Source organism: Neisseria polysaccharea, assembly GCF_963392925.1.
GTDB classification, from domain to species: Bacteria; Pseudomonadota; Gammaproteobacteria; order Burkholderiales; family Neisseriaceae; genus Neisseria; species Neisseria polysaccharea.
Window position 1 is genome coordinate 233,312 of record NZ_CAUJNZ010000001.1, and the last position, 26,315, is coordinate 259,626.

General features: G+C 53.2%; 21 protein-coding genes. 10 read left to right on the forward strand and 11 right to left on the reverse strand.

Features of this window, described 5'->3' with window-relative positions:
- Positions 1-30: 30 nt before the first annotated feature.
- A complete protein-coding gene (locus RDY34_RS01095; RefSeq protein ID WP_308074684.1) occupies positions 31-1,992 on the reverse strand; it encodes a lytic transglycosylase in 1,962 nt (653 codons plus the stop codon).
- 176 nt (positions 1,993-2,168) lie between these two features.
- Here RDY34_RS01095 and RDY34_RS01100 point away from each other — a divergent pair, with 176 nt between their 5' ends.
- The 3 genes from RDY34_RS01100 (at position 2,169) to RDY34_RS01110 (ending at position 4,567) form a co-directional block, all read left to right on the forward strand.
- Complete coding sequence (locus tag RDY34_RS01100; protein WP_308074685.1) at positions 2,169-2,834, forward strand: methyltransferase domain-containing protein; 666 nt, start codon at positions 2,169-2,171, stop codon at positions 2,832-2,834.
- 50 nt (positions 2,835-2,884) lie between these two features.
- Positions 2,885-3,712 carry a DNA-formamidopyrimidine glycosylase gene (gene mutM / locus RDY34_RS01105; RefSeq protein WP_118815279.1) on the forward strand — a complete coding sequence of 276 codons (828 nt, stop codon included), beginning with the start codon at positions 2,885-2,887 and terminating at the stop codon, positions 3,710-3,712.
- Positions 3,713-3,799: 87 nt separating this feature from the next.
- Positions 3,800-4,567, forward strand: a complete 768-nt coding sequence (locus tag RDY34_RS01110) for a 1-acyl-sn-glycerol-3-phosphate acyltransferase (RefSeq protein ID WP_003713119.1) — start codon at positions 3,800-3,802, stop codon at positions 4,565-4,567.
- 157 nt (positions 4,568-4,724) lie between these two features.
- On the opposite strand, the gene RDY34_RS01115 is transcribed toward RDY34_RS01110, so the two are convergent.
- Entirely contained in the window at positions 4,725-5,036 is a 312-nt protein-coding gene (locus RDY34_RS01115) for a stress response protein (RefSeq protein ID WP_192869174.1), read from the reverse strand.
- A gap of 529 nt (positions 5,037-5,565) precedes the next feature.
- On the opposite strand from RDY34_RS01115, the gene nrdA reads away from it, so the two are divergent.
- The 3 genes from nrdA to yfaE all read left to right on the forward strand — a co-directional run bounded on the left by nrdA (position 5,566) and on the right by yfaE (position 9,704).
- Positions 5,566-7,845, forward strand: a complete 2,280-nt coding sequence (nrdA, locus tag RDY34_RS01120) for a class 1a ribonucleoside-diphosphate reductase subunit alpha (protein WP_308074686.1) — start codon at positions 5,566-5,568, stop codon at positions 7,843-7,845.
- A gap of 312 nt (positions 7,846-8,157) precedes the next feature.
- A complete protein-coding gene (gene nrdB, locus RDY34_RS01125) occupies positions 8,158-9,291 on the forward strand; it encodes a class Ia ribonucleoside-diphosphate reductase subunit beta (protein ID WP_003752662.1) in 1,134 nt (377 codons plus the stop codon).
- Positions 9,292-9,413: 122 nt separating this feature from the next.
- A complete protein-coding gene (yfaE, locus tag RDY34_RS01130) occupies positions 9,414-9,704 on the forward strand; it encodes a class I ribonucleotide reductase maintenance protein YfaE (RefSeq protein WP_003752664.1) in 291 nt (96 codons plus the stop codon).
- Between the two features lie 40 nt (positions 9,705-9,744).
- On the opposite strand, the gene ftsB is transcribed toward yfaE, so the two are convergent.
- The 7 genes from ftsB to mfd all read right to left on the reverse strand — a co-directional run bounded on the left by ftsB (position 9,745) and on the right by mfd (position 17,257).
- Positions 9,745-10,023 (reverse strand): cell division protein FtsB, encoded by a 279-nt coding sequence (gene ftsB / locus RDY34_RS01135; RefSeq protein WP_003752666.1) that lies wholly within the window; start codon positions 10,021-10,023, stop codon positions 9,745-9,747.
- Positions 10,024-10,037: 14 nt separating this feature from the next.
- A complete protein-coding gene (gene eno / locus RDY34_RS01140; protein ID WP_003752667.1) occupies positions 10,038-11,324 on the reverse strand; it encodes a phosphopyruvate hydratase in 1,287 nt (428 codons plus the stop codon).
- Positions 11,325-11,370: 46 nt separating this feature from the next.
- Complete coding sequence (locus RDY34_RS01145; RefSeq protein ID WP_003752671.1) at positions 11,371-11,811, reverse strand: DUF4149 domain-containing protein; 441 nt, start codon at positions 11,809-11,811, stop codon at positions 11,371-11,373.
- A gap of 14 nt (positions 11,812-11,825) precedes the next feature.
- Complete coding sequence (gene kdsA, locus RDY34_RS01150) at positions 11,826-12,668, reverse strand: 3-deoxy-8-phosphooctulonate synthase (RefSeq protein ID WP_308074687.1); 843 nt, start codon at positions 12,666-12,668, stop codon at positions 11,826-11,828.
- A gap of 21 nt (positions 12,669-12,689) precedes the next feature.
- A complete protein-coding gene (gene panD / locus RDY34_RS01155; RefSeq protein WP_002234942.1) occupies positions 12,690-13,073 on the reverse strand; it encodes an aspartate 1-decarboxylase in 384 nt (127 codons plus the stop codon).
- A 161-nt stretch (positions 13,074-13,234) separates the two neighbouring features.
- The gene (locus tag RDY34_RS01160; protein WP_042508409.1) at positions 13,235-13,690 is read right to left on the reverse strand and encodes a DUF2004 domain-containing protein; all 456 of its coding nucleotides are present in this window, start codon (positions 13,688-13,690) and stop codon (positions 13,235-13,237) included.
- Positions 13,691-13,762: 72 nt separating this feature from the next.
- Positions 13,763-17,257, reverse strand: coding sequence for a transcription-repair coupling factor (mfd, locus tag RDY34_RS01165; RefSeq protein WP_308074688.1), 3,495 nt, complete (start codon positions 17,255-17,257; stop codon positions 13,763-13,765).
- A 208-nt stretch (positions 17,258-17,465) separates the two neighbouring features.
- On the opposite strand from mfd, the gene RDY34_RS01170 reads away from it, so the two are divergent.
- From RDY34_RS01170 to mltB, 3 genes are read left to right on the forward strand one after another with little or no spacing between them, the layout of a single operon-like run.
- Positions 17,466-18,893: an acyl-CoA dehydrogenase family protein gene (locus RDY34_RS01170; RefSeq protein WP_308074703.1), complete on the forward strand. Its 1,428-nt coding sequence runs from the start codon at positions 17,466-17,468 to the stop codon at positions 18,891-18,893.
- A gap of 22 nt (positions 18,894-18,915) precedes the next feature.
- Positions 18,916-19,185, forward strand: coding sequence for a hypothetical protein (locus tag RDY34_RS01175; protein WP_234403189.1), 270 nt, complete (start codon positions 18,916-18,918; stop codon positions 19,183-19,185).
- On the forward strand, positions 19,094-20,185 hold the full coding sequence (mltB, locus tag RDY34_RS01180) for a lytic murein transglycosylase B (protein WP_025456778.1): 1,092 nt from the start codon (positions 19,094-19,096) through the stop codon (positions 20,183-20,185). Before RDY34_RS01175 ends, mltB begins: the two co-directional genes overlap by 92 nt.
- 122 nt (positions 20,186-20,307) lie before the next feature.
- Here mltB and RDY34_RS01185 read toward each other — a convergent pair whose 3' ends face one another.
- Positions 20,308-22,305: a site-specific recombinase gene (locus tag RDY34_RS01185; protein ID WP_504928539.1), complete on the reverse strand. Its 1,998-nt coding sequence runs from the start codon at positions 22,303-22,305 to the stop codon at positions 20,308-20,310.
- 297 nt (positions 22,306-22,602) lie between these two features.
- Between RDY34_RS01185 and RDY34_RS01190 the strand changes: the two genes are divergently transcribed.
- Entirely contained in the window at positions 22,603-24,630 is a 2,028-nt protein-coding gene (locus RDY34_RS01190; RefSeq protein ID WP_308184444.1) for a BCCT family transporter, read from the forward strand.
- A 92-nt stretch (positions 24,631-24,722) separates the two neighbouring features.
- On the opposite strand, the gene RDY34_RS01195 is transcribed toward RDY34_RS01190, so the two are convergent.
- Positions 24,723-26,276, reverse strand: coding sequence for a fatty acid--CoA ligase (locus RDY34_RS01195; protein ID WP_025456780.1), 1,554 nt, complete (start codon positions 26,274-26,276; stop codon positions 24,723-24,725).
- Positions 26,277-26,315: the final 39 nt, after the last annotated feature.

The window sequence follows — 26,315 nt, forward strand, 5'->3', positions numbered from 1 at the left end:
GAGAAAGTCCTGTCATGTGCCGTATCCGAATCAGCTTCCAATCAGTTTGACCCTCTGTCCCGGATTGATGGTGTTCAGGGTGGGGTTGAGCCTGCGGATGTCGTCGATGTGTATATTGAAACGGGCGGCAATGCTTTTGAAAGTATCGCCTTTGCGCGCGGTGTAGGATACTTTTTCGATACGGTTTTGGGCAGGGACTGCCTGGGTCAGGCGGAGCACCTGTCCTTTTTGGATGGTGTTGCCTTTGATGTTGTTGGCGACAATCAGGTCGGCTACGCTGACGTTGTAGCGTTTGGCGATGTTGAACAGGGTATCGCCTTCCACGACGCGGTGGATTCCGGTGCGGGTGGCGGAGTCTGTTCCGTTGCCGGCGGCTTTGGCTACGCGTGTTTCCAAACGGGCGGGGCGTTTGCCGTCGGCGGCGGTATGCTGCGGAGGCAGGTGGGGGCTGTGTCCGGCAGATGCGTCGGATGTGTTGATGATGTCGGCAACGCTTTCTTCCGCCTGCAGGCGCAGGCTGCTTTGGGCGACAAGCCTCATCAGTTCGTCCGTTGCCTGTATGTCGTTTGAGAAAACGCTTTGCGCGGATGCCGCAGTTTGGGTTTCAGGCGGCATTGCGGTTTGAGCCTGAGTGTCCGGCGTTGCCGATGCAGGCTCGGAAATCAGGGCGGCAAGGGCGGAAGGCTTGCTGCCGGCGGTTTTTTGCGGCAGGGGTTCGACGGGGATGCCGGCGGGTTGCGCGTCGGCAGGCAGGGCTTGGGCAAGGCTGATATTCATTATCCCTGCCGGCATATTGGACCGGTAGGTGTCCGGCGTGTCGTCGATGTCGATGGCGGCAACGGACTCCGATGCCGTTTGAAAGGTTGTGCCGGTTTTGGCAATCAGGATGCTGTGTCCCGCCTTGACAAGGTTGCCGCTCAGGCTGTTGAGGCGTTTGATGTCGGCAACGCTCATACCGGTTGCGGAGGAAATATCGGATACGGCGGTTTGTACGGGGGGCGTATAGATTTCCCAAGAGAACAGGCTGTCGGGGTTGGCGGCGCGGTAGTTGCGTTGGAAGGTTTGGGCGTTTGCGGCGGGAAGCAGCAGTTTGCGTTTGTTTTTGGGGATGAAGGCGGGGACGTTGAATGCCGGGTTTAGGGCGAGCAGCTCGCTTTGCGTGATGCCGGCAAGCCGGGCGATGGCTTCGTTATCGATGGGGCGGTCCGGTTCGACTGCCTGAAAATAGGGTTTGTTGTCTATATCGCCGATGCTGATGCCGAAGGATTGGGGATTGGCGATAATGTTGCGGACGGCAAGGAGCTTGGGGACGTAGTTGCGCGTTTCATCGGGCATACGCAGGTTTTCGTAGGTCGGTTCGAGACCTTGCGCCCGTGCGCGGTTGACGGCGCGTCCGACATTGCCCTCGCCCCAATTGTAGGCGGCGAAGGCGAGCGGCCAGTCGCCGAACAGCCCGTATAGGTATTGCAGGTAGTTGAGTGCGGCATCTGTGGCGGCGTAAACGTCGTGCCTGCCGTCGTAAACCGGTGTTTTTTCCAGGCCGTAATGCCTGCCGGTGGCGGGCATAAACTGCCATAATCCCGATGCGCCGACGTGTGATTTGGCTTTGGTGACGAACGCGCTTTCGATAAAGGGGAGGAGGGCGGCTTCGGCAGGCATATTGCGTTTTTTGACTTCGTTGGCAATATGGTACATATAGGGCCGGCTCCGGTTGACGACCCTGCCGAAATAGCTGCGGCTTGCGATGAATTTGCTTTCGTGGCGGCGCACCAGTTCGGGATTGACTTCGCCCATCCGGAAGCCTTGGCGCAGCTCGCCCCACAGGCTGCCGGATTGGAAATATTGTTTTGTCGGTGGCAGGTCGAGTATTGAAGAGTTTAAGCGCATAATCGCCAAACCGATTTGGTGTGATGAGGTGTTTTGGGCGTATAGGAAACCCGGACAAACGGACAGACCCGAAGCGGTCAGTACGATGGTTTTGAGTTTGGACATAATCTATATCGGGAGGATAAACATATTTTATCGTCCGATGGTACTGTTTGACTGAAAAAGCGTCAAGTTTTACAGGAACTTTATGCGGATTCGGAAATGGCGGCCGATGTGTTTTTTGACAGAAATTCTGTTTGGAATAGAATATCGGCAGGCAATCTGTTTGAAACGGACGCAATATGGATGCATGGTTTGAAGATACGGCGATGGGGCGGTATGTTGCAAAATTGGAACAGGACTTCTTCGGGCGGTATCTGGATTCATACCGTTTTTCGGGAATGTGTGCGGTTCAGGTGGGTGGCAGGTGGCTGATGCCGTCTGAAGATGTTGTCTGTGTGCCGCGAGATATGTTGATGTCGGCGGAGAATATGGCTTTGGCGGATGTTTCTGCGGATATGCTGCTTTTTCCGCATACGCTTGAAGGCGGTGTTCCTTCGCAAATCCTGTCGGAAGCGCACCGGATATTGAAACCGTCCGGGCGTGTGATGCTGACCGGTTTTAATCCGCATTCGCTTTGGGGGCCGGGTTCGTGGTTTGACGGCGAACGCCTGCCGGAAAAACGCTTCTGCCTGACGCTTCGCGGGCTGAAAAGACAGATTGCCGGTGCCGGTTTTGATATTGAACTTGGGAAATTTATGGTGTATCTGCCGCCGGTTTCGTCGCCCGGGCAAATACATTTTTGGCAGTTTATGGAAAAGGCGGGCGACCGCTGGTGGCCGCACTGTGCCGCAGTGTACGGCTTGGTTTTGGTCAAAAGGGCGGCGGGGGTAACGCCCCTGCCCGCGTGGGACGGGTATTTGGGCGGAAAAGCCCTTGCGGCGGGTGCGGCAAGGGTTGCGGATTAGGCGGGTTTTGTTTCAGACGGCATTTGCCGAAGAAAGTGTCGGGAGGGATTATGCCGGAATTGCCGGAAGTGGAAACGACGTTGCGCGGCATCGCGCCGCATATTGAAGGAAAAACGGTAGAAGCCGTGGTATTGCGCCAACTGAAGCTGCGCTGGCAGATTAATCCCGATTTGGGGGAGATTTTGTCCTGCCGGCAGGTTTTGTCCTGCGGCAGGCGTGCCAAATATCTGATTGTCCGTTTCCAAACGGGGATTTTGCTGATTCACTTGGGGATGTCGGGCAGCTTGCGGATTTTTACGCCGTCGGACGGACGTATCGGCAGGCCGGACAGACACGATCACGTCGATATTGTGTTTTCAGACGGCACGGTCATGCGTTACCGCGATCCGCGAAAGTTCGGTGCGATACTTTGGTATGAGGGGATCGAAGAACATCATCCGCTGCTGGAAAAGCTGGGGCCGGAGCCTTTGTCGGAGGCATTTTGTGCGGATTATCTGTATGCGAGGCTGAAGGCGCAGAAACGCGCGGTCAAACTTGCCCTGATGGACAATGCGGTTGTGGTCGGCGTGGGCAATATTTATGCCAACGAGAGCCTGTTCAGAGCGGGCATTTCGCCCCACCGTCCTGCCAACCGTCTGAAAAAGAAAGAGTGCGCGCTTTTGGTTGAAACCGTCAAAGCGGTGTTGCAGCGCGCCATTGAAACGGGCGGCAGCACCTTGAGGGATTTTGTGGACAGCGACGGCAAAAGCGGCTACTTCCAACAGGAATATACGGTGTACGGGCGGCACAATCAACCGTGCCCCCGGTGCGGCGGTTTGATTGTGAAAGAAACTTTGGGGCAGCGCGGCACGTTTTACTGCCCGAACTGTCAGAAATAGGGCGGAACACGGTTTCAGACGGCATTTTATCGGTATGCCGTCCGAACGTTTCAACAACAAACACCGATTATCGGGAAAGAATTGCTCATGTCTTCAAATAAAGCTTCAATTTTTACACGCCTGCATCGGTTGTGCCGTTTGGCGGTCTGGCTGTTTAAAACAGGGAAAAACCTGCGCGGTATTGACGGCGGCTGCCCCGAGTCGCGCAATCGTGCGGTAATCGAGTTGGGCCGGGGGGCTTTGGCGGCTTTGGATATCGGATTGGAGGTGGGCGGGCACGCACCCGAACATCCGAACGGTGTCTTGGTAGCTGCCAACCACGTGTCCTGGCTGGATATTTTCGCGATGAGCGCGGTTTATCCGAGCAGCTTTATCGCCAAGCAGGAAATCAAAAGCTGGCCGGTACTGGGCAAGATGGGGCAGAACGCGGGAACGGTGTTCATCAACCGCAATTCGCGGCGCGACATCGAGCCGATTAACCGCGCCGTCTGCGAAACCTTGCAACGCGGTCAAAACGTCAGTTTTTTTCCTGAAGCGCGGACTTCTTCCGGCTTGGAGCTTTTGCCTTTTAAAGCCGCACTGTTCCAATCCGCTATCGATGCGGGGGCAAAGGTTTTGGCGGTCGCGCTGCGTTATTATGACGAAACGGGAAAAAGGACGGCTCGTCCCTCATATGCCGATGTCGGTTTGCCGACCTGTCTGTGGCGCATTGTGTCTATGAAAAAATTGACGATAAAAGTCGATTTCGTTTGCGTGGCGGACGCGGCGGAAAGCGAAGACCGTTATGCTTTAAAAGATAAAATCGAAGAAAGCATCCGTGCCGTTGTCGCCGGCGATGCGGACGTTGCCGTCTGAAACTGGTTGTCGGAATGTGGCAGTATGATTCGCTTTTGCGGATGCGTTAAGGCTGCAGCAACGGGAGTACTTCAAACGAAATGGTGTAAGGATAGTTTGTTGTATCTATGGGAAATGCCGTCTGAACCTGTGTTCAGACGGCATATTTTATATGGGGTTAACGGCGAAACCTGCCGCCGTCGAAATCATCGAAAGCCTCATAAGCCGCCCTGCATTGGATTTTCTGTTCCGCATAAGGCAGGGTGCGGAATGCTTTACGCGCCTTTTTGTTTTCGCGCAATTCCTGCACGTTGCCTTGCGATCGGTACCACGCGGCACGGCGTTCCAAATATTTCCTGCATTCGGGGTGCAGCATCTGCTTGTTTGCCTTGCGGATATGTTTGGTATGGCGGTGGGCGGATTCTGACGTGCCGGCAGCGGCAGTTGTCGATACCAGTCCCAATATTGCAGACAACAGTATGGCAAGCATCTTTTTGACAGACATGACGATCCTTTCAGTTTGTCATTCCTTCCAGTATAGGATGGAAGGATGGAACGGGCAAATTGTCGGCAGTTTCAGACCCATTTAGCCGGCAAAACTTGCCGTTTGATATGCAGATTCAAATAACACATTAATCTCAATAATAAATTTCAATCGGTAAGAAAATGGAATTTGTCGGCGGCGGCGTGGCAAAAATCATACTTTGCAAAATTTAACAATTTACAGGGGCAGAAAACCGGAAGCTTTCCTTTTTCGTCGGAAAATCCTTATTTCATCGCCTTGTAGCAGGAGCCGGTCAAAAGGCAAAAAATTTACCCGTTTTTTATCGGTAAAGAATTATCAGATAAAACAAATATTATAGGAAAAATACGACAGGCGGGTTTTATCGCGTATTGCCTGAAACTGAAAAATGCAACCGTTGTCAAGACTGGAGGAAATACAAAAAATCCACTATATTGTCTGCCTTGATTGATTTGGAAAGAGTGTCCCTTGGGTATCGGGGGCGGAAGGGGAAACGATGAATACGACGGCTGATTTGAAAGTAACCAAACGTGACGGCAGATTAGAACCCATTGATTTGGATAAGATTCACCGTGTCGTCACTTGGGCGGCGAAAGGGTTGGAAAATGTTTCCGTGTCGCAGGTCGAGTTGAAATCGCACATCCAGTTCTACAACGGCATCCGCACCGACGACATCCACGAAACCATCATCAAAGCCGCTGCCGATTTAATTTCGGAAGATACCCCGGACTACCAATACCTTGCCGCGCGTTTGGCCATTTTCCATCTTCGTAAAATAGCCTACGGCGAGTACGAGCCGCCGCACCTTTACGACCACGTTAAAAAGCTCACCTATGCCGGAAAATACGACAGGCATATCCTTGAGGATTACAGCCGCGAAGAATTTGACGAACTGAACGCCTATATCGACCACGAACGCGATATGTCCTTTTCCTATGCCGCCGTCAAACAGCTCGAAGGCAAATATCTGGTGCAGAACCGCGTTACCCGCCAGATTTACGAAACGCCGCAGTTTTTATATGTTTTGGTGGCGATGTGCCTTTTCAGCAAATACCCGAAAGAGGCGCGCTTGGGTTACGTCAAACGGTTTTACGATGCCGTTTCTACATTTAAAGTATCGCTTCCGACTCCGATTATGAGCGGCGTGCGTACGCCTACGCGCCAATTTTCAAGCTGTGTGCTGATTGAATGCGACGATAGTTTGGATTCCATCAATGCCACTACCAGTGCGATTGTGAAATACGTTTCCCAGCGTGCGGGCATCGGTATCAATGCCGGACGTATCCGCGGTTTGGACAGCGAAATCCGGGGCGGCGAAGCGCGGCATACCGGCTGCATCCCGTTTTTCAAAATGTTTCAGGCGGCGGTCAAATCCTGTTCGCAAGGCGGCGTGCGCGGCGGCGCGGCAACCTTGTTCTATCCCTTGTGGCACATCGAAGCCGAAAGCCTGTTGGTGTTGAAAAACAACCGGGGCGTGGAAGACAACCGCATCCGTCAATTGGACTACGGCGTGCAAATCAACCGCCTGCTCTATACCCGCCTGATTAAGGGCGGCAATATTACGCTGTTTTCGCCCAACGAGGTTCCCGGGTTGTACGAAGCGTTTTTTGCCGACCAAGACGAATTTGAGCGGCTCTATACGAAATACGAGCAAGACCCGAACATCCGCAAGCGCATCATTCCGGCTGCCGACCTGTTTTCCACGCTGATGCAGGAGCGTGCCGGAACCGGGCGCATCTACATCCAAAACGTCGACCACTGCAATACGCACAGCCCGTTCGATCCGCGCGTCGCCCCCGTGCACCAGTCCAACCTGTGTATGGAAATCGCGCTGCCGACCAAACCGCTGGACAACATCAACGACCCTGACGGCGAAATCGCCCTGTGTACCCTGTCCGCCTTCAACTTGGGCGCATTAAACAGCCTGGACGAATTGGAAGGGCTTGCCGATTTGACTGTGCGCGCACTCGATGCACTTTTAGATTATCAGGGATATCCGGTAGAAGCCGCGCGTACCTCCACTATGGGCCGCCGTTCGCTCGGTATCGGCGTGATCAACTATGCGTATTATTTGGCGAAAAACGGTGTCCGCTACAGCGACGGCTCCGCGCTCGGTCTGACCCACCGTACCTTTGAAGCCATACAGTATTACCTGCTCAAAGCATCGGCAAACCTTGCCAAAGAATACGGAGCGTGCACGCTCTTTAACCAAACCGTTTATTCGCAAGGCAAACTGCCCATCGACACTTACAAAAAAGATTTGGATGCCGTTTGCGGCGAGCCTTTGCATTACGACTGGGAAAGCCTGCGTGCCGACATCGTCAAATACGGCCTGCGTAACTCCACCCTGACCGCGCTTATGCCGTCTGAAACCAGTTCGCAAATCGCCAACGCCACCAACGGCATCGAGCCGCCGCGCGGCTTGGTAACAGTCAAAGCATCGAAAGACGGGATCCTGAAGCAAGTCGTGCCGGAGTTTGAAACCCTGAAAAATGCCTATGAAACCCTGTGGCAGCTTCCCGGCAACGAAGGCTATCTGAAACTTGTCGGCGTGATGCAAAAATTCGTCGATCAGGCGATTTCCGCCAATACCGCCTACGACCCGGGCAAATTCGAAGGCGGCAAAGTTTCTATGAAACAAATGCTCAAAGACCTGCTGACCGCCTATAAATACGGCGTCAAAACCCTGTACTACCACAACACCCGCGACGGCGCGGACGATACGCAGGCCGATATTCAGGATGACGGCTGCGCGGGCGGGGCTTGTAAGATTTAAAACAGGTTAATTTTTGAAATATATCCAAGGCTTCTAGATAGTAGGAGGCTTCAAGGATTTTCTTAAATTAGTGCCTACTACTATATGAGGCTAAGTTGTTATTTTCCAGAAAAGGAAAAGTATGGATGTCATTCGGTCATTCTTAGCTGAATATAAATTTTATATATTTATTAGTGTTCTTTTAGTCTTTGCTATTTTAGGATGGCACTTTATTGATAGAATTCAACATGTTTCATATGGTGAATTAAAAATTAATAGAAAAGTCGACTAATTTTTAAAAAGAGAGACGTTATGTCCTGCGAACACCTAGTCATGTCATACAGCACCTTTCCCAAAACCAAAAACGACGCGCTGAAAGAGCCGATGTTTTTCGGTCAGCCGGTAAATGTCGCCCGTTATGACCAGCAGAAATACGAGGTATTTGAAAAACTGATTGAAAAACAACTGTCGTTTTTTTGGCGGCCGGAAGAAATCGACGTGTCGCGCGACCGTATCGACTACGCCAACCTGCCGGAACACGAAAAACATATTTTCATCAGCAATCTGAAATACCAAACCCTGCTCGATTCGATTCAAGGCCGCAGTCCGAATGTTGCCTTGCTGCCTTTGGTGTCGATTCCCGAGCTGGAAACGTGGATTGAAACGTGGAGCTTCAGCGAAACCATCCACTCGCGCAGCTACACCCACATCATCCGCAATATTGTGAATGATCCGTCGGTCGTGTTTGATGATATCGTCGAAAACGAATACATTACCGCCCGCGCCGAAGACATTGCCTGCTATTACGACGACTTAATCGAATACACCCAGTATTACAATCTGTTGGGCGAAGGGGTGCACAATGTCGGCGGAAAACCCGTTACCGTATCTTTGCGCGGGTTGAAGAAAAAACTCTATCTCTGCCTGATGTGTGTCAACGTGTTGGAAGCCATCCGTTTCTACGTTTCATTCGCCTGCTCGTTTGCTTTTGCCGAGCGCGAGTTGATGGAAGGCAACGCCAAAATCATCAAACTGATTGCCCGCGACGAAGCCCTGCACCTGACCGGCACGCAGCATATGCTTAATCTGATGCGTTCTGGTGTCGATGATTCTGAAATGGCGGAGATTGCCGCCGAGTTGCAGGACGAATGTTTCCAACTCTTCAAAAAGGCGGCGGAACAGGAAAAAGAATGGGCGGCATATTTGTTTAAAGACGGTTCGATGATCGGTTTGAACAAAGAAATCTTATCCCAATACGTCGAATATATTACCAATCTGCGTATGCAGGCGGTGGGTTTGCCGGCCGGATTTGAAGGCGCAAATCAAAACCCGATTCCGTGGATTAATGCGTGGTTGTCGTCCGACAACGTACAGGTCGCGCCGCAGGAGGTGGAAATATCTTCTTATTTGATCGGTCAGATCGATTCTGAAGTGAATACGGATGATTTGGGCGATTTTGAGTTGTAAACGTTTTTTTTGAAAAAATGCCGTCTGAAGCCGGATGTTTCAGACGGCATTTGTATGTTGTATGATGGGAAAAACAGCGGGTAGGATCGGTTATTGTTCCTTTTATTTTTGATTGGTCGGAAATGGCGCGCATTGGTACGAATAAGGGTTTTTTTGAACTCTTGGAGGGCGAGACTCTGTTGGAAGGCTTGGAACGGACGGGGCATATGGTGGAATATCAGTGCCGAAGCGGATATTGCGGATCGTGCCGGGTGAAGATTTTGGAGGGAAGCGTTACTTATCGGGAGCCGCCTTTGGCTTTTTTGGGGCGGGACGAGATACTGCCGTGCTGCTGTTGCGTCGAGGGGGATGTCAGGCTGGATTGCGGTTTGGTGGGGGAGGATGAGGGGCTGTCTGACAGTTTGTTGAAATAAAAGCCGTCCGAACATTGGTTCGGACGGCTTTTTGACGGTATTACCGGTTATGCCTGATGAGTCGGTAAAAGGTTTCGCCGTCTTGGATATAACCCAGTTCTACCCGGGCGATTTCCGAAATGGCCTCTTGACCGTTTTCCAAATCATAGACTTCGGCGGCAAGGGAATGATTGCGTAGGGCGAGTGTCTGGTTTTTTTCTTCTTGAACGGCAATCTGTTCTTTCAGACTGCTGTTGCGTCCGATGCTGCCTTTGCCGAACCACAGGCTGTATTGGCAACAGACAAGTGCGAAGGATAAAACGACAGTTACCCACTTCATACCTTAACCTTTTCTTATTTGCCCAGTTGGTAGAATGCGGCTTTGCCGGGGTAGTAGGCGGCTTCTGCCAATTCTTCCTCAATGCGCAGCAGTTGGTTGTATTTCGCCATACGGTCGGAACGGCTCAAAGAACCGGTTTTGATCTGCATACAGTTGGTGGCGACTGCCAAGTCGGCAATGGTGCTGTCTTCGGTTTCGCCGGAGCGGTGGCTCATCACGCTGGCGTAGCGGTTGCGTTTTGCCAGATCGACGGCTTTCAGGGTTTCACTCAAAGTACCGATTTGGTTGACTTTGACCAATAGTGCGTTTGCCACGCCTTTTTCAATGCCTTCGGCAAGGATTTTCGGGTTGGTAACGAAGAGGTCGTCGCCAACGAGTTGGACTTTGCCGCCCAATTTTTCGGTCAGCAGTTTCCAGCCTTCCCAGTCGTTTTCATCCATGCCGTCTTCGATGGAGATGATGGGGAACTCGTTGACCAGACCTTCCAGATATTCGGCAAATTCCGCACTGGTGTAAAAGCGGCCTTCAGCTTCCAAGTGGTATTTGCCGTCTTTGTAGAATTCGCTGGACGCGCAGTCCAATGCGAATAATACGTCTTTGCCCGCTTTGTAGCCGGCGGCTTCGGTGGCTTCAACCATCAGTTGCAGGGCTTCTTTGTGGCTGTTCAGGTTGGGGGCGAAACCGCCTTCGTCGCCGACTGTGGTTGGGAAGCCTTTGCTGTCGCACAGTTTTTTCAAGGCGTGGAAAATTTCCGCACCGCAGCGCAATGCTTCGCGGAAAGATTTTGCGCCAACAGGCATAATCATAAACTCTTGGATGTTCAGGCTGTTGTTGGCGTGTTCGCCGCCGTTGATGACGTTCATCATCGGTACGGGCAGGGACATCGGGCCTGCGCCGCCCAAGTAGCGGTAAAGCGGCAGGCCTGAGTCTTCGGCAGCGGCGCGTGCAACCGCCATAGAAACCGCCAAAGTCGCATTCGCACCCAAATTGCCTTTGTTTTCAGTACCGTCCAATTCGATCATGATTTGGTCGATATAAGATTGCTCGTTGGCATCGATACCAATGAGGGCTTGGGCGATTTGGTTGTTGACGTGTTCGACCGCCTTCAATACGCCCTTGCCCGAATAACGGGATTTGTCGCCGTCGCGAAGTTCCAAAGCCTCTTTTTGACCGGTGGACGCGCCGCTCGGTACGGCTGCGCGTCCCATTACGCCGGATTCGAGCAATACATCACACTCGACTGTGGGGTTGCCGCGTGAGTCCAAAATTTCGCGGGCGAAAATATCAACGATTGCGCTCATGAATGTTCTCCAAGTGAAGTGAAGGGAGGTGAAAAATGGGAGGGCTTCAGACGGCCTCTTTGCCGGAAAGCCGCCAACTTAAAACTGCTGAAAGTAGGGCGGTTGCCATGAAAATCATGCTGGAAATGCCGTGCCACATTCCGAAGGATCCGCCTGCAACCGACAACAGCCAATTTTCATGCCCGTATTTCAGTGCCTCGATAACGGGGGTAACCAAAAATTGGTTGGCGGCAAGGGCGGACAATAAAAAAAGCAGTAGGGCGGTTTGCCGCCGGGTTAGGGCGGCAAAGGCGGCAGCCAGTACCGCGCCCCAAACGGCAAGCCCGCTCCAAGAGAGGATGTCGAACAATATGCCGGCAATTTCGCCCGCCTGCATTTTGGGCAGCATTTTGAACAGCACCGGTGCGGCGATATAACCCGCCATAATCTGCATACCGAGCCACAAGGTTGCGGCATACCGGCTGATTTTTCGGAAAGTCTGCATCATAAGGCGAAACCGTGTTATTCGATTGTTAAAATCGGTTGTGATTTGATTAAATCGTCCAATGCTTTGATGCGGATTAAAAAATCTTCTAAAAGGTGTAGCGGCAGCGCGCTGGGGCCGTCGCATTTTGCCAGTTTCGGATCGGGGTGCGATTCGAGGAACAGGCCGGCAATCCGGGCAGCCATGCCGGAAAGTGCCAAATCCAGTGCTTGTGTCCGTCTTCCTCCGGAAGCGGCAGAGCCCGATTCCCTTGTTTGCAGGGAGTGGGTAACGTCAAAGATGACCGGCAGATTATCGCAGGTTTGTTTCATCACGCCGAAACCGAGCATATCGACAACGAGGTTGTCGTAGCCGAAGCTGCTGCCGCGTTCGCATAAAATCAGTTTCCCGTTGCCGGCTTCGCGGAATTTTTCCACAATGTTTTTCATTTGAGAGGGGCTGAGGAATTGTGGTTTTTTGATGTTGATGACATTGCCCGTTTCCGCCATTGCGGCCACCAAATCGGTCTGCCGCGCAAGAAAGGCGGGAAGCTGGATGACATCGCACACTTCGGCAACGGGTTGGCACTGATAGGGTTCGTGTACGTCGGTAATGACGGGGATGCCGAACTCTGCTTTGACTTTTTCAAAAATCTTTAAGCCTTCTTCCAAGCCTACGCCGCGATAGGAATGGATGGACGAGCGGTTTGCCTTGTCGAAAGAGGCTTTAAAGATATAGGGAATACTGAGTTTTCGGGTAACTTCGACGTAATGCGCGCAGGTCTGGAGGGTGGAATCCAAATCTTCTAAAACGTTGATGCCGCCGAATAGGACGAAGGGCGAGTTGTTGCCGATGGTGATGTCGTTGATTTTAATATCCATAATCAATGTCCGTTTTCAGGGTTACAGTACGGTGTGCGGCGGCTCGTAGGAGATGATGTCGCGGATTTTGTTGTTTCCGTCTACCAAGACGACTTTGGGCTCGTGTGCGGCGATTTCGGGTTCGGAGAGTTGGACGTAAGACATGATGATGACGATATCGCCTTTCTGCACCAGCCTTGCCGCAGCACCGTTCAGACAAATCACGCCGCTGCCGCGTTTGCCTGAAATGGTATAGGTTTCAAAACGTTCGCCGTTGTTGTTGTTGACGATGGCGACTTTTTCGTTGGGATAGATACCTGCCGCGTCCAACAGGTCTTGATCGACGGTAATGCTGCCGACGTAGTTCAAATCGGCTTCGGTTACGGTGGCGCGGTGGATTTTTCCGCCAAGCATAGTACGGAACATGTATTTCCTTTTGGTTTGTGTGCGGTCTGACGGGCGCGATGCCGTCTGAAAATCTGAATGCCGTATTATAGTGGAGTTTCCTTCAAATTCATAATGGCAAGGCTTCGGGTAGGGAAGCTGTTTTCAGACGGCATTTCATTTTTGTCGATTGGCAATCCGGCTCAACTCTCCCAATCGATTGAGAAAATGCTGCCGTCCAAATGCAGTTTGACGGCAAGGATTTCGTCGCTTTCCATATTGGCGGGCATATAATCCATAACGGCAAAAGCCGGACTTTCTGCCCATAAGCTGATATAGATCAACTGCATAGTGCGGACAAACTTTGCCGCATCACGGCTTGTTTGGGTATCTTCGGTGTGAAAGTCGATATAGCGGCTGTCCCGTTTCAAATATTCCGTCAGTGCGGCGCGTGCGGCATCATCGGCTTTTTCCAATTCGGACAGGAAGGCGGCAAATGCATCCAATGTTTTGGTTGGCAGGCTGTTTTCATTTTCTGCCCACAGGGATACCTCGACAAGATTGCCTTTGACGGTCAGCTCGTCTTCCCAGAGGACATCTTCTTCTCCGTCAAAACCTTCGGTGGACAGTTGTTGGAAATAGGGGTGAAAAATCGACATGATTGTTCCTTTTGGTGAGGATTGGGGGATTGTATGCCGTCTGAACGGTGTTCTTCAGACGGCATCGTTACATCAATTTCCTTTGGGCAGGCGTTTGCTTTGCAGGGTTTTTAGCACGGTTTTGACGGTGTTGATCCGTACTTCGATGTTTTCCATTTCCGCTGAAAACCTCAATTTGTCTGCCCCTGCCGGCCGGTATTTTTTGTCGTTCTGAATCAGCAGGATGATTTCGGTTGGATCGACATTATTGTTTTTACCAAAGGTTACTGTTACCGCCTCACCGGTCGCATCAATGGCATCTATACCCAATTCTTTTGCCGCAAGTCGTAAGTGGTGGCTTTCGATGAGGGTTTTGACGGCTTGTTCGGGCAGACCGAAGCGGTCGACCAGTTCTTCGTGTATGGCGTTGATTTGCTGCACGGTTTCGCAGACGGCGAGGCGTTTGTAGAGGACGAGGCGCTCGTGAATGTCGGGGCAGTAGTCTTCAGGCAATAATGCCGGGCTGTGCAGTTTGATTTCTGTAGTGATGCCCAATGGTGCGTCGAGGTCGGGCTGGCGGCCTTTTTTGAGGTCTCGCACGGCTTGTTTGAGCATTTCGGTGTAGAGCGTGAAGCCGACCTGTATCATTTCGCCGGACTGCCCTTCGCCGAGGATTTCGCCTGCGCCGCGGATTTCCAAATCCTGCATGGCGAGGGTGAAACCTGCACCGAGTTCGTCTGCCGCCGCGATGGCGTCGAGGCGTTTTTCTGCGTCTTTGGTGATGTATTCGGGCGTGAGCAGGTAGGCGTAGGCTTGATGGTGGCTGCGGCCGACGCGCCCGCGAAGCTGGTGCAGTTGCGCCAGCCCGAATTTGTCGGCGCGGTTGATGATGATGGTGTTGGCGTTGGGGATGTCGATGCCGGTTTCGATGATGGTGGAGCAGAGCAACACGTTAAATCTTTGCTGCAAAAAGTCGCGCATCACTTGTTCCAGCTCGCGCTCGCGCAGTTGTCCGTGCGCCACGCCGATGCGTGCTTCGGGCAGCAGGGTTTCCAGCCGCTCGCGCATATTCTCAATCGTATCCACTTCATTGTGCAGGAAAAACACTTGTCCGCCGCGTTTGAGTTCGCGCAATACGGCTTCGCGCACACTGCCTTCGCTGAAGGGTTTGACAAAGGTTTTGACGGCGAGGCGGCGGCTCGGCGCGGTAGTAATCAGCGAGAAGTCGCGCAGACCTTCGAGCGCCATGCTGAGGGTGCGCGGAATCGGCGTGGCGGTCATGGTGAGGATATCGACATTGGCGCGCAGGCGTTTGAGCTGCTCTTTCTGACGCACGCCGAAGCGGTGTTCTTCATCGATAATGACTAAACCTAAGTTTTTGAATCTGATGTCGTCCTGCACCAATTTGTGCGTGCCGATAACGATATCGACCGTGCCGTCCGCCAAGCCTTCCAGTGCGGCTTTGGTGGCTTTGCTGTTATTGAAACGCGAAAGACTGGCGACTTTCACGGGGAAATCGGCGAAGCGGTCGGCGAAGTTTTGCGCGTGCTGCTCGACCAAAAGCGTAGTCGGGGCGAGTACGGCGACCTGTTTGCCTCCCATCACCGCTACAAACGCGGCGCGCAGGGCGACTTCGGTTTTACCGAAGCCAACATCGCCGCACACAAGGCGGTCCATCGGCTTCGCCTGAGTCAAATCTTTAATCACGGCGGCGATGGCGGCGGCCTGGTCTTCGGTTTCCTCGTAGCCGAAGCCGTCGGCAAACGCTTGATAGTCCAACTCGTTGATTTCAAACTTGTGTCCCGATTGGGCAGCGCGTTGGGCGTAGAGGTTGAGCAACTCGGCGGCGGTATCGCGCGCCTTTTCGGCGGCTTTACGCTTCGCCTTGTTCCACGCGCCGCTGCCGAGCTTGTGCAGGGCGACGTTTTCATGCGCCTGACCGGAGTAGCGGCTGATTAAATGCAGTTGCGAAACAGGCACATAAAGCTGCGCTTCGCCCGTGTATTCGAGCAACATCATTTCGTTGGTTTCGCCGCCCAAGTCCATTGTTACCAAGCCCATATACCGCCCGATGCCGTATTCTTCGTGCACGACGGGATCGCCGATGTTGATTTCGGCAAGGTCGCGCAACAGGCCGTCTGAAACGGCGGCGTGTTTCTTGCGGCGGTTGTGGATGCGCGAACGGGCAACGTATTGGTAGAGCTCGGATTCGGTGATGACGGCGATGGCACTTTGGTCGGCAACCGCTTTGCTTTCTCCCCAATTTTCTCTCTCGGAGGCGGGAGCAGCTTGCTGTTGGCTCGGAGATTGCAGTCCGCCCAGTTTGAACCCGTATGCCAACGGCGCAACCGTTATCATCAGCGGCTCGTGTGCCGATAAAAAGCCCTGCCAGTCGGACACAGGTTTGGCTTTCAAGCCGTTTTGCTGCAAGAAGCCGATCATGGTTTCGCGCCGTCCCAAACTTTCGGCGCACAGCAGAATCCGTCCTTCAAACGCCGTCTGAAAGTCCTTCAATGCCTGCAAAGGCTCGTCGGATTGGCGGTTGACGGCAAGGTCGGGCAGGGTGTGTTCCTTGCCGGAAACATCGGGCAGCACCTGTCCGTAGTTTTTCAGACGGCCTGCGAATACATCGGCAGAGAGATACAAATGCTGTGGAAGCAAAGGCGGATAGGTTTCGTCGCCCTGCGCCATGGCGTAACGTGATTTAACGTCGCTCCAAAAACGGTTTGCCTCGGCGTGAACATCGCCCAAAGAGACAAACAGCGCGTCTTCGCCGATATAGTCAAACAGCGTTTCCAGCTCGTTTTCAAAAAACAGCGGCAGGTAATATTCCACGCCCGCACCGAAGTGGCCGTTGCTTACTGCTTTGTACACAGCCGCATCGTTCGGATTACCATCGACTTCCTCGCGGAAGCGGCTGCGGAAGATTTTTTGCGCTTCGCTGTCGGTGGGGAACTCGTGCGCCGGCAGCAGGCGGATTTCGGAAACAGGAGAAATGGTGCGTTGTGTTTCGGTATCGAAGGTTTTGATGCTGTCGATTTCATCGTCGAACAAATCAATGCGGTACGGCATTTCGCTGCCCATCGGGAACAAATCGACAATGCCACCGCGCACGGCAAACTCGCCTGCCGCGACAACATGGGAAACATGGTTATAACCTGCATCCACCAAATCACTTTTCAGACGGCCTATATCCAAAGTCTGCCCCGTTTTCAGCCAAAACGTGCGCCCCGCCAAAAACGGCACGGGCGGCAGCTTCTGCATCGCCGTGGCAACCGGCACAAACAACACGTCCGCCGCGCCGCTCTTAATCTGCCACAACGCCGAGAGCCGCTCCGACACCAAATCCTGATGCGGCGAAAAACGCTCGTAAGGCAGCGTTTCCCAGTCCGGCAGGAACACCGCCGTATCGTGCGGACGGAAAAACCGCCATGCCGTCTGAAGGCGCAACGCCTGTTCCGCATCTTGGGTCAGCACGACCTTGAGCCGCTTATGCGGCAGATAACGCGCCAAAGCCAGCGGCAGCGAGCCTTGAGACAGATTAAGCCAACGGGATTTTTCACGGGGTTTGGGGATGGGGTAGGTCATGGCGCGGAAATATTTCAGATACGAAGGCAAACGGCGATTTTAACACGATGGCGATAATCTGATGCCGTCTGAAAGATTGATTAGCATGAAAACAGTGAAGCGGATTGTTAGCTGTCATACTTTGTGGTAAATTTTAGAAACTAAACTCTAAATTATGGGCGGCGGTTTGATAAAACTGCCCGTTAATAGAAATTAACCGGAAAATATGATGACACACACTGAATCAAGCGCGCAGCCGTCAACCATGGACACGGCTGCTTTTTTAAAGCACATCGAATCCGCATTCCGCGGCATTTTTTCAGACGGCATCAACCTCATGCAATACCTGCCCGAAGACAAATGGCTTGCCTTGAAGCAGGCGGGTTTGCTGTTGCCCTTTCTCGACAAAAAACACGGCGGCCGCAGGGGCAGCCAGTTTGAAATTCAGGAAGTATTGCGAATTGCGGGGCATTACGGCGTGCCCGTTACCCTGCGTACCGGCATCGAGGGCGCGCTGGTGTTGCAGCCCCTGCAAGAATTCGGCGACGAAGCGCAAGTCGCGCAAGGTCTGGACATGGTTTTCAAAGGCGAGGGCGGCGGTTTGGGCATTACCGAACCTGAAACCTCCGGTGCGGCGATTGCACGCGAAATGCAGTCCTACTACGAATATACCGACGAACAAACCATTTATGTCAATGCCGCGAAATACTGGCAGGGCAACTCGCAAAGTGACTTCCTCCTAGTCGCCGCCAAAGAACGCAAAAACGGCAAACTCTCCAAAGTCATCAACCTGCTGCTCGTTCCTAAACAATACATCCGCTACGAAGCCCTCACATCCGAAGGCTTGCGCGCCGTCCGTTACGCCGTCAACCACATTGATGCCCAAATGCCTGCCGCTGCCGTCATGAAACTCTCTCAGAGCGACGCCGCCGGTTTGCGCGCGTTCCAAAACATCTTTATCCGCAGCCGCCTGCAACTGATCGGCATGACGCACGGCATCATGGAATACATCCTTGAAAACCTGAACCGATACGTCCGCAACGACATCAAATTCGTCGATTACGAACGCCGCGAAATCCAGCGCCGCCATCAGGTTTCCGAGATTCTTTACCGCTACGTCTGCTATTCTGTTTCGCCTATTGCCCCCGTAGCCCATCAACTGATGGAGGCAAACATCATCAAAACCCTCGCCACGGAATACACTTACGCCGCCGCGCAAATGTTGCAAAAACTCTTGGGCGCGAAGGGTTTTGAACGCGGACACACCGCCAGCAATATCGCTATCGACATCCGTCCCTTCACGATTTTTGAAGGTCCGAACGATATGCTTTATGCCGAAATTTACGACCAGTTCGTCCGCGCCACCGCCGAAGAAAAAGAAGCAGGCATTAAGTTGGACAAAAACCAAACCCTGCTCGACCGCCTGCAAACCGATGCCCGCTTTGCCGCTGTTGCCCGCGACTACACTTTGCCCGAAGACATCCGCAGCTTCCTGCAGGAACACACCCTGACCGACGCCTGCGCCCTGCAAAAAGTCTTCATCGGCAAAATCATCGCCCGACTCTTTGTCTTCGTACAGGCGGAACACGAAGACACCGCAGCCTTCCTGCTGAACGACATCCGCAAAGACATATTGGACTGCCGATATTGCGGATAGCGGGCAAATACGGCGGCAGGCAATGCCGTCTGAAAGGGGAAGTGCCTTCAGACGGCATTTTCGGCGGCGGCATACGGATTTCGGGCGGTGCAAGAGGCAACGTGCGGCATTCCGCAAAGCCGCCGATTGCGGCGGATGCCGCATTTCGCGCGCCCCCTTGTGCCGCTTTCCCACTTACCCTATTTGTTCGGAACATATTTATGAAAAAGAGAAAAATACTGCCGCTGGCAATTTGTTTGGCGGCTTTGTCTGCCTGTACGGCGATGGAGGCACGCCCGCCCCGGTCAGATGAAGCCCAAGCCCCCCGCGCGGATGAAATGAAAAAAGAAAGCCGCCCCGCGTTTGACGCGGCAGCCGTACCGGTATCAGACAGCGGGTTTGCTGCCAATGCAAATGTCCGCCGTTTTGTGGACGATGAAGTCGGGAAAGGGGATTTTTCCCGGGCGGAATGGCAGGATTTTTTTGACAAAGCGGCTTACAAGGCGGACATCGTCAAGATTATGCACCGACCCTCCACATCGCGTCCGTGGTATGTGTTCCGCACGGGAAATTCGGGCGAGGCGAAATTTCGCGGCGCGCGCCGGTTTTATGCGGAAAACCGCGCGGTTATCGATGATGTGGCGCAAAAATACGGCGTGCCTGCCGAGCTTATCGTGGCGGTTATAGGGATTGAAACGAATTACGGCAAAAATACGGGCAGTTTCCGTGTGGCGGACGCATTGGCGACTTTAGGCTTCGATTACCCCCGCCGCGCCGGGTTCTTCCAAAAAGAATTGGTCGAGCTTTTAAAGCTGGCAAAAGAAGAGGGCGGCGATGTTTTCGCCTTTAAAGGCAGCTATGCGGGCGCAATGGGGATGCCGCAATTTATGCCTTCGAGCTACCGGAAATGGGCGGTAGATTATGACGGGGACGGACATCGGGACATATGGGGCAACATCGGCGATGTCGCGGCATCGGTTGCCAATTATATGAAACAGCACGGTTGGCGCACGGGCGGGAAAATACTGGTGTCTGCAACATTGGCGCCGGGTGCGGATGTTCAGGCAATCATTGGCGAAAAAACCGCCCTGACGCGGACGGTGGCGGATTTGAAGGCGTACGGCATCATCCCCGGCGAAGAGCTTGCAGATGATGAAAAGGCGGTTTTGTTCCAGCTGGAAACCGCACCCGGCGTGTTTGAATATTATTTGGGCTTGAACAATTTTTATACGGTATGGCAGTACAACCACAGCCGGATGTATGTAACGGCGGTCAGGGACATTGCCAATTCGCTTGGCGGTTCGGGATTGTAATGTTTTTTAAAATGCCGTCTGAACCACGTTTCGGTTCAGACGGCATTTTTGCATCCTTTTATGGGGATTTTCCGCATCAGGGCGGTATTCGGGGCGAAGCCCGCTTCAGACGGCATTGCCGGTTAAGGCTTGTCCGAAGGAGGGTGTCCCTGTCCTTTGGCGGGCGGGAGGAAAAGTATGCAGGGATTGCTTTTAATCTGATTCCAAAAACTTTTGATCAGGTTGCGGATGCTGCCGATTTTCGTGCCGCGCGAGCGCAGAGCGACGAAGAGGGCGAGGCTGAAGCTGACGCATAGGTTGACCAGGCCGATGGCGAGGACGCTGAAAATGCCGAGTACGAACGTGCCCAAGCCGACGTTGCCGCTGACGGCGGCATAGCCGAGGTTGGCGGAGGAAAAGGCGACGTGGCGGATGTCCAGCGGCAGCCCGAGGAGGTGTCCGAAATAGCCGGTCATACCCAAGAGCATCCCGAAAATGAAGTTGCCGACCAGCGAGCCGTAGTGTTTGTGGATGTAGGCGGCGAGGACGCGGCGGGACCCGGGGCGCATGATTTTACGCAGCAAGGGGTTGAAGGGCAGGCGTTGGCGCAGGTTGAGGTAGTCGGCGCGGTTGTCGAAAAAACCTGCGATGATGCCGGAGCAGAACAGCCACAGACCTGCAATGGCGGCATACCACAGCGTCGGGTAAGCGATGATGTCTATGGATTTGAACTGGTAGGCGGCGGTGTGGGCATCGAGTATGGGCAGCCGGTACAGATGGGCATAGCCGAACGATATGGCGCACGCCAAAAGGATGGCGATGGAAACGTTGCCGAAAACGGCGACGCTTTGGGAACGGCATACGTCGATGAGGAGCTTGGCGAGTTTGTTGTCCACCGCTTTGCCGCCTTCGTTGAGATCGACCTGTTCGGCAAAGCTGGCGGCAGTCATCGCGGGCTGCTTGGTGGCGACGGTGCAGTGCAGCATATGGATGATCATAAAGCCGATGCCGTAGTTGAACCCAGCCGACAAGGAAGTGAGGAAGGGGCTGAGGCCGAGTGAGCCGATGCGGATTTTGAGCAGCGCCATTAGGGCGATGATGATGCCGCCGCCTGCCGCCGAGTAGAACATTTTGAAATATTCTTTGCGGTTGCGGGTGATGTAGTGTTCGCCGTGGTGGCTTTTGTTTTCGGTAATGCTGCGGGCGAGCATACGGATGCTGCTGCGGCGCAGGTGGCGGGTGCTGTATTGTTCGACCGCCGCGTAGATGAGGGAGTTCATCAGCGCGATGGTCAGGCGGTTGCTGTTGCCGGCACCGGTTTGGATGTCGGTGAGCAGCTTCAGACGGCCTACGGTCTGCCGGAGCCGTTCGAGCAGGTGGGCGACTTTGACCGACGAACCGGAGCCGGCGCCCGTCCCTTTGCGGCGCAAATAGTCAATCTGGCTGAAACATTGGTCGAACATCACTTCGAGGTGGGCGGTGTCGTAAGGCGTGGTGCCGTTGCGGTAGTGTTCGACCAGTTTGGCGGTTTCGCGTTGGAGGGCGACGAAGGAAGAATCGGCTTCCAGCAGGCGCGGGGCGATGCGGATGAGGTCGGGTTCGATGGCTTCGGATGCCGTCCAGACAGACAGCATTTCGATGGCGCGCAAACGCGCATCGGCAAGGCGGATGCCCGCCGTCTGCAATTTGGACGGTTCGGCGTGGCTCCGGATGAGTTCGTATAAAACCAGCCATTGGCGGATATTGAGCGTTTGCAGCCATTTGTCGTCGTTTTCGGAATGGAAAAGATAAAGGAAGACTTCGCCCAAGTTGGCAAAATCTTTATATGACGGGCTGAAGCGTTCGTAGATGCGTATGCCCATTTCCCGGGCAAAGCTGTGGCGCGAGAAGATGCCGAGTTTGATAAGTGCCGGATAAATGTGTATTTGCGCGAGCCAGATGTAAAAACACCGGCTGAAGCGGGACAGCAATTCCCTATCTTGTTTGAATGTGTCGATAATCAGGTCGAAACGCTCCCCCGCACATTTTTTGCCGCCACGGCGCAAAAATTTAATCAGTGCGTTGAGGACGTTGACAAAATCGGTATGTCCCAAGCTTTCCGAAAGCAGGGGGCGCAGGTTTTGAGGGGTAATTTTCTTCATATCAGCCATTGTACCGCATCGGCAATCCGGCGTTAAACGCCCCGATGGCGGGGAGGGCGCGCCTGCGGAAGGCGGCGCATTTTCCGCCGGTTTGAAATCAAACTATATTAATGATATAATAAATATCGATAAATCAATCTGATAGAATAATCCGTATTGATTTTTAATTTTTTCGATTATAACAATTTCGGCCGGTTTGTGCATTTCGTCATCCGGAAGCCGGTATTTTACCGGCAGGTTTTGACCGCTTTGCCCGATGACCGGGTTTGTCTGTTTTTAACAAAGGAGTGAGAAGGTTTGTCCCTGTCTGAATTTATAGAACGCCGAACGTCATTTAATCCGATGGTTATTTTGACGACTTTGTTTTTTGTGTGTGTTTTGGTGGTATTGGTTTTAACCGTGCCGGATCAGGCGCAGATGTGGCTCGATCGGGCAAAAGAAGTCATTTTTACCGAGTTCAGCTGGTTTTATGTTTTAACGTTTTCCATTTTTCTGGGTTTCCTGCTGATACTCTCGGTCAGCAGTTTGGGAAACATCAGGCTCGGACGGGATGAAGATGTGCCGGAATTCGGCTTCCTGTCGTGGCTGGCGATGCTGTTTGCGGCCGGGATGGGCGTGGGTCTGATGTTTTTCGGCGTGACAGAGCCGTTGATGCATTATTTTTCGGACATTACGGCCGGCACGCCGGAACACAGGCAGCAGCAGGCATTGCTGCACACGGTGTTCCATTGGGGCGTTCACGCTTGGTCGGTGTACGGTACGATTGCATTGGCTTTGGCTTATTTCGGTTTCCGCTACAAGCTGCCGCTTGCCCTGCGTTCTTGTTTTTACCCCCTGTTGAAAGAAAAAATTTCCGGAAGGTTCGGCGATGCCATTGATATTATGGCGTTGCTTGCTACTTTTTTCGGCATCATCACCACATTGGGGTTCGGGGCTTCGCAACTGGGCGCCGGATTGCAGGAAATGGGCTGGATTGCCGAAAACAGCTTCAGCGTGCAGGTTTTGATTATCGCCGCCGTCATGTCCCTCGCCGTCGTTTCGGCAATATCCGGCGTGGGGAAGGGCGTGAAGGTGTTGAGCGAGTTGAACCTGAGCCTTGCGTTTTTGCTGCTGTTTTTTGTTTTGGCGGCGGGTCCCACTGTTTACCTGTTGTCGGCATTCGGCGACAACATAGGGAACTACCTCGGAAATCTGGTGCGCCTCAGTTTTAAAACTTATGCGTACGAACGGGAACACAAGCCGTGGTTTGAATCTTGGACGGTGCTTTATTGGGCGTGGTGGTGTTCTTGGGCGCCGTTTGTGGGTTTGTTTATCGCGCGCATTTCAAAGGGGCGCACCATCCGCGAGTTTGTCTTCGGGGTTTTGCTCATCCCCGGCCTGTTCGGCGTTTTGTGGTTTACCGTCTTCGGCAATACGGCGATTTGGCTGAATGACGGGGTTGCGGGGGGAATGCTCGAAAAGATGACCTCCTCTCCGGAAACGCTGCTTTTTAAATTCTTTAATTACCTCCCCCTGCCCGAATTGACGAGCATCGTCAGCCTGCTGGTCATTTCCCTGTTTTTTGTAACTTCTGCCGATTCCGGGATTTATGTCCTGAACAATATTACCTCTCGGGACAAAGGCTTGAGCGCGCCACGGTGGCAGGCGGTTATGTGGGGCGTGCTGATGTCTGCCGTTGCCGTTTTGCTGATGCGCTCGGGCGGACTCGGCAACCTGCAGTCTATGACCCTGATTGTTTCCCTGCCGTTTGCCCTGCTGATGCTGATAATGTGTTTCAGCCTGTGGAAAGGCTTGAGTGCGGATAAGAAATATTTTGAGACCCGGGTTAACCCTACCAGTGTATTTTGGACGGGCGGCAAGTGGAAAGAACGGCTGGTGCAGATAATGAGCCAGACGCAGGAGCAGGATATTTTAAAATTCCTCAAACATACCGCATCGCCCGCTATGCACGAGTTGCAACGGGAGCTTTCGGAAGAATACGGCTTGAGCGTCCGGGTCGATAAGATGTTTCATCAGGACGAGCCCGCAATCGAGTTCGTCATTCGGAAAGAGACGATGCGCGATTTTATGTACGGGATTAAGTCTGTCGGGCAGGATGTATCCGAACAGTTGATTAACGACGACAACCTGCCGCATATCCGGCACCAGACAACTTACAAACCCTACGCTTATTTTTTCGACGGGCGCGTCGGGTATGATGTGCAGTATATGAACAAGGACGAGCTGATTGCCGACATTTTGAAAAACTACGAACGTTATTTGATGTTGTTGGATGATGTCGGTCAGGAACTGATGGCGCACGAGCAGGTGGAATTGGCAGAGTAAGTGCATTCCCTCCGGCGTTTGCCAAAAAAAATGCGGTGAATCAGATTCACCGCATTTTTTTTTGCCGGACGGGGCTTCAGACGGCACGGCGTTCATTTGTTTCCTTCAAACTGCTCCTTCAACACCCGTTTCAATACCTTGCCCGTAGCGTTGCGCGGCAGCCCGTCTTTAAAGTGGATTTGTTTGGGGATTTTGAAATTTGCCAGCACGGTACGCAGGTGGCGGCGGATTTCGTCCTCGCCCAAATCCATACCTTCCTTTAATTGGACGAAGGCGACGATTTCCTCGTCGGCATAACAGTCTTTCACGCCGATGACGGCGGCGGCTTCGACGGCATCGAGTTTGTAGATTTCTTCTTCAATCTCGCGCGGATAGACATTTTGACCTTTGGAAATAATCAAATCTTTTTTGCGGTCGACGATAAAGATAAAGCCGTCCTCGTCTATGGTAACGAAATCGCCCGTTTTCAACCAGCCGTTGACGATGGTTTCATCGGTGGCGGCAGGCATATTGAGGTAGCCCTGCATCACCGAACCGCCCCTGACGATCAGTTCGCCCACTTCGCCGCGCGGCACTTCGACCAATTCTTCATCGACGGCTTTGACTTCCAAACCGGGCAGGGGGATGCCGACGCTGCGGGCTTTTTGCCGTTCGGGCGTATTGACGGCGACAACGGGCGAGGCTTCGCTTAGTCCGTAGCCTTCCAGCAATTTGGCGCGGGGGAACTTGGCTTTGAAATCGAGGATGGTTTGTTCCGCCAAAGGCGCACCGCCGCTGATAAACAGGCGGATGCGGTTGAACCATCTGAAATACCAAGGGATTTTTGCCTTGCTCATCGCGGTGTAAATCGCGGGTACGCCCAAAAACACGGTCGCGCGTTTGAGCAGGGCCTGTTTCAAAACGTTGGAAAACGGAAAAACGGATTTGACCAAAATAATCGAACACGCCATATAAATCGGCAGCAGCACCATAGCCGTCAGCGTGAAGCTGTGGAACATCGGCAGGAAAACGATAAAGCGGTCGCGTTTGGAAATTTTAAAGATGCGTTCGATGCCGTTCAGGTTGGCGAACAGGTTGGCGTAACTGATTAGCGCGCCTTTGGGATGCCCCGTCGTGCCGGAGGTGTAGATGATGTGTGCCAAATCATTTATCCGGGGTTGGCGGCCCAAGTCGGGTTTTTCGGGGAAGCGGCGCACGTCTTCAAAAAAGGCATCGCCTTCCGCCGTTTCGCCGGCCGGCAGGCTTTGGCCCGTCCAAATGATTTTTTCGACGGGCGTTTGCGCCTTCAAGCCCGCCAATTCTTTTGACAGGCCGGCCGAGGCGAACATAAACCGCGCCTTGCAATCGTTCAAAATATATGCGTATTCGCTGTTTTTCAAAAATGTGTTCATCGGTACGGCAACCGCGCCGATGGCGGAGACGGCGAAATAGGCAGTAATAAATTCCGTGGAATTGGAAACCGCCAGCGCGACCGTGTCGCCGAACTTCACGCCGATATTTTGCAGATACGCCGCAACGGCTTCGGCTTCCTGCTTGAGCGCGCGGTAGGCGGTTTTTTCCTTGCCGTCGAACACTGCCGTGCCGTTGCCGTTTTTGCGGCAGGCGGCGGTCAGCATTTCGTAGAAATTGGCATAAGTCCGGTTCATGAAACTTCCTTTATGGTTGCGGACGGCGAACGCCCTCAT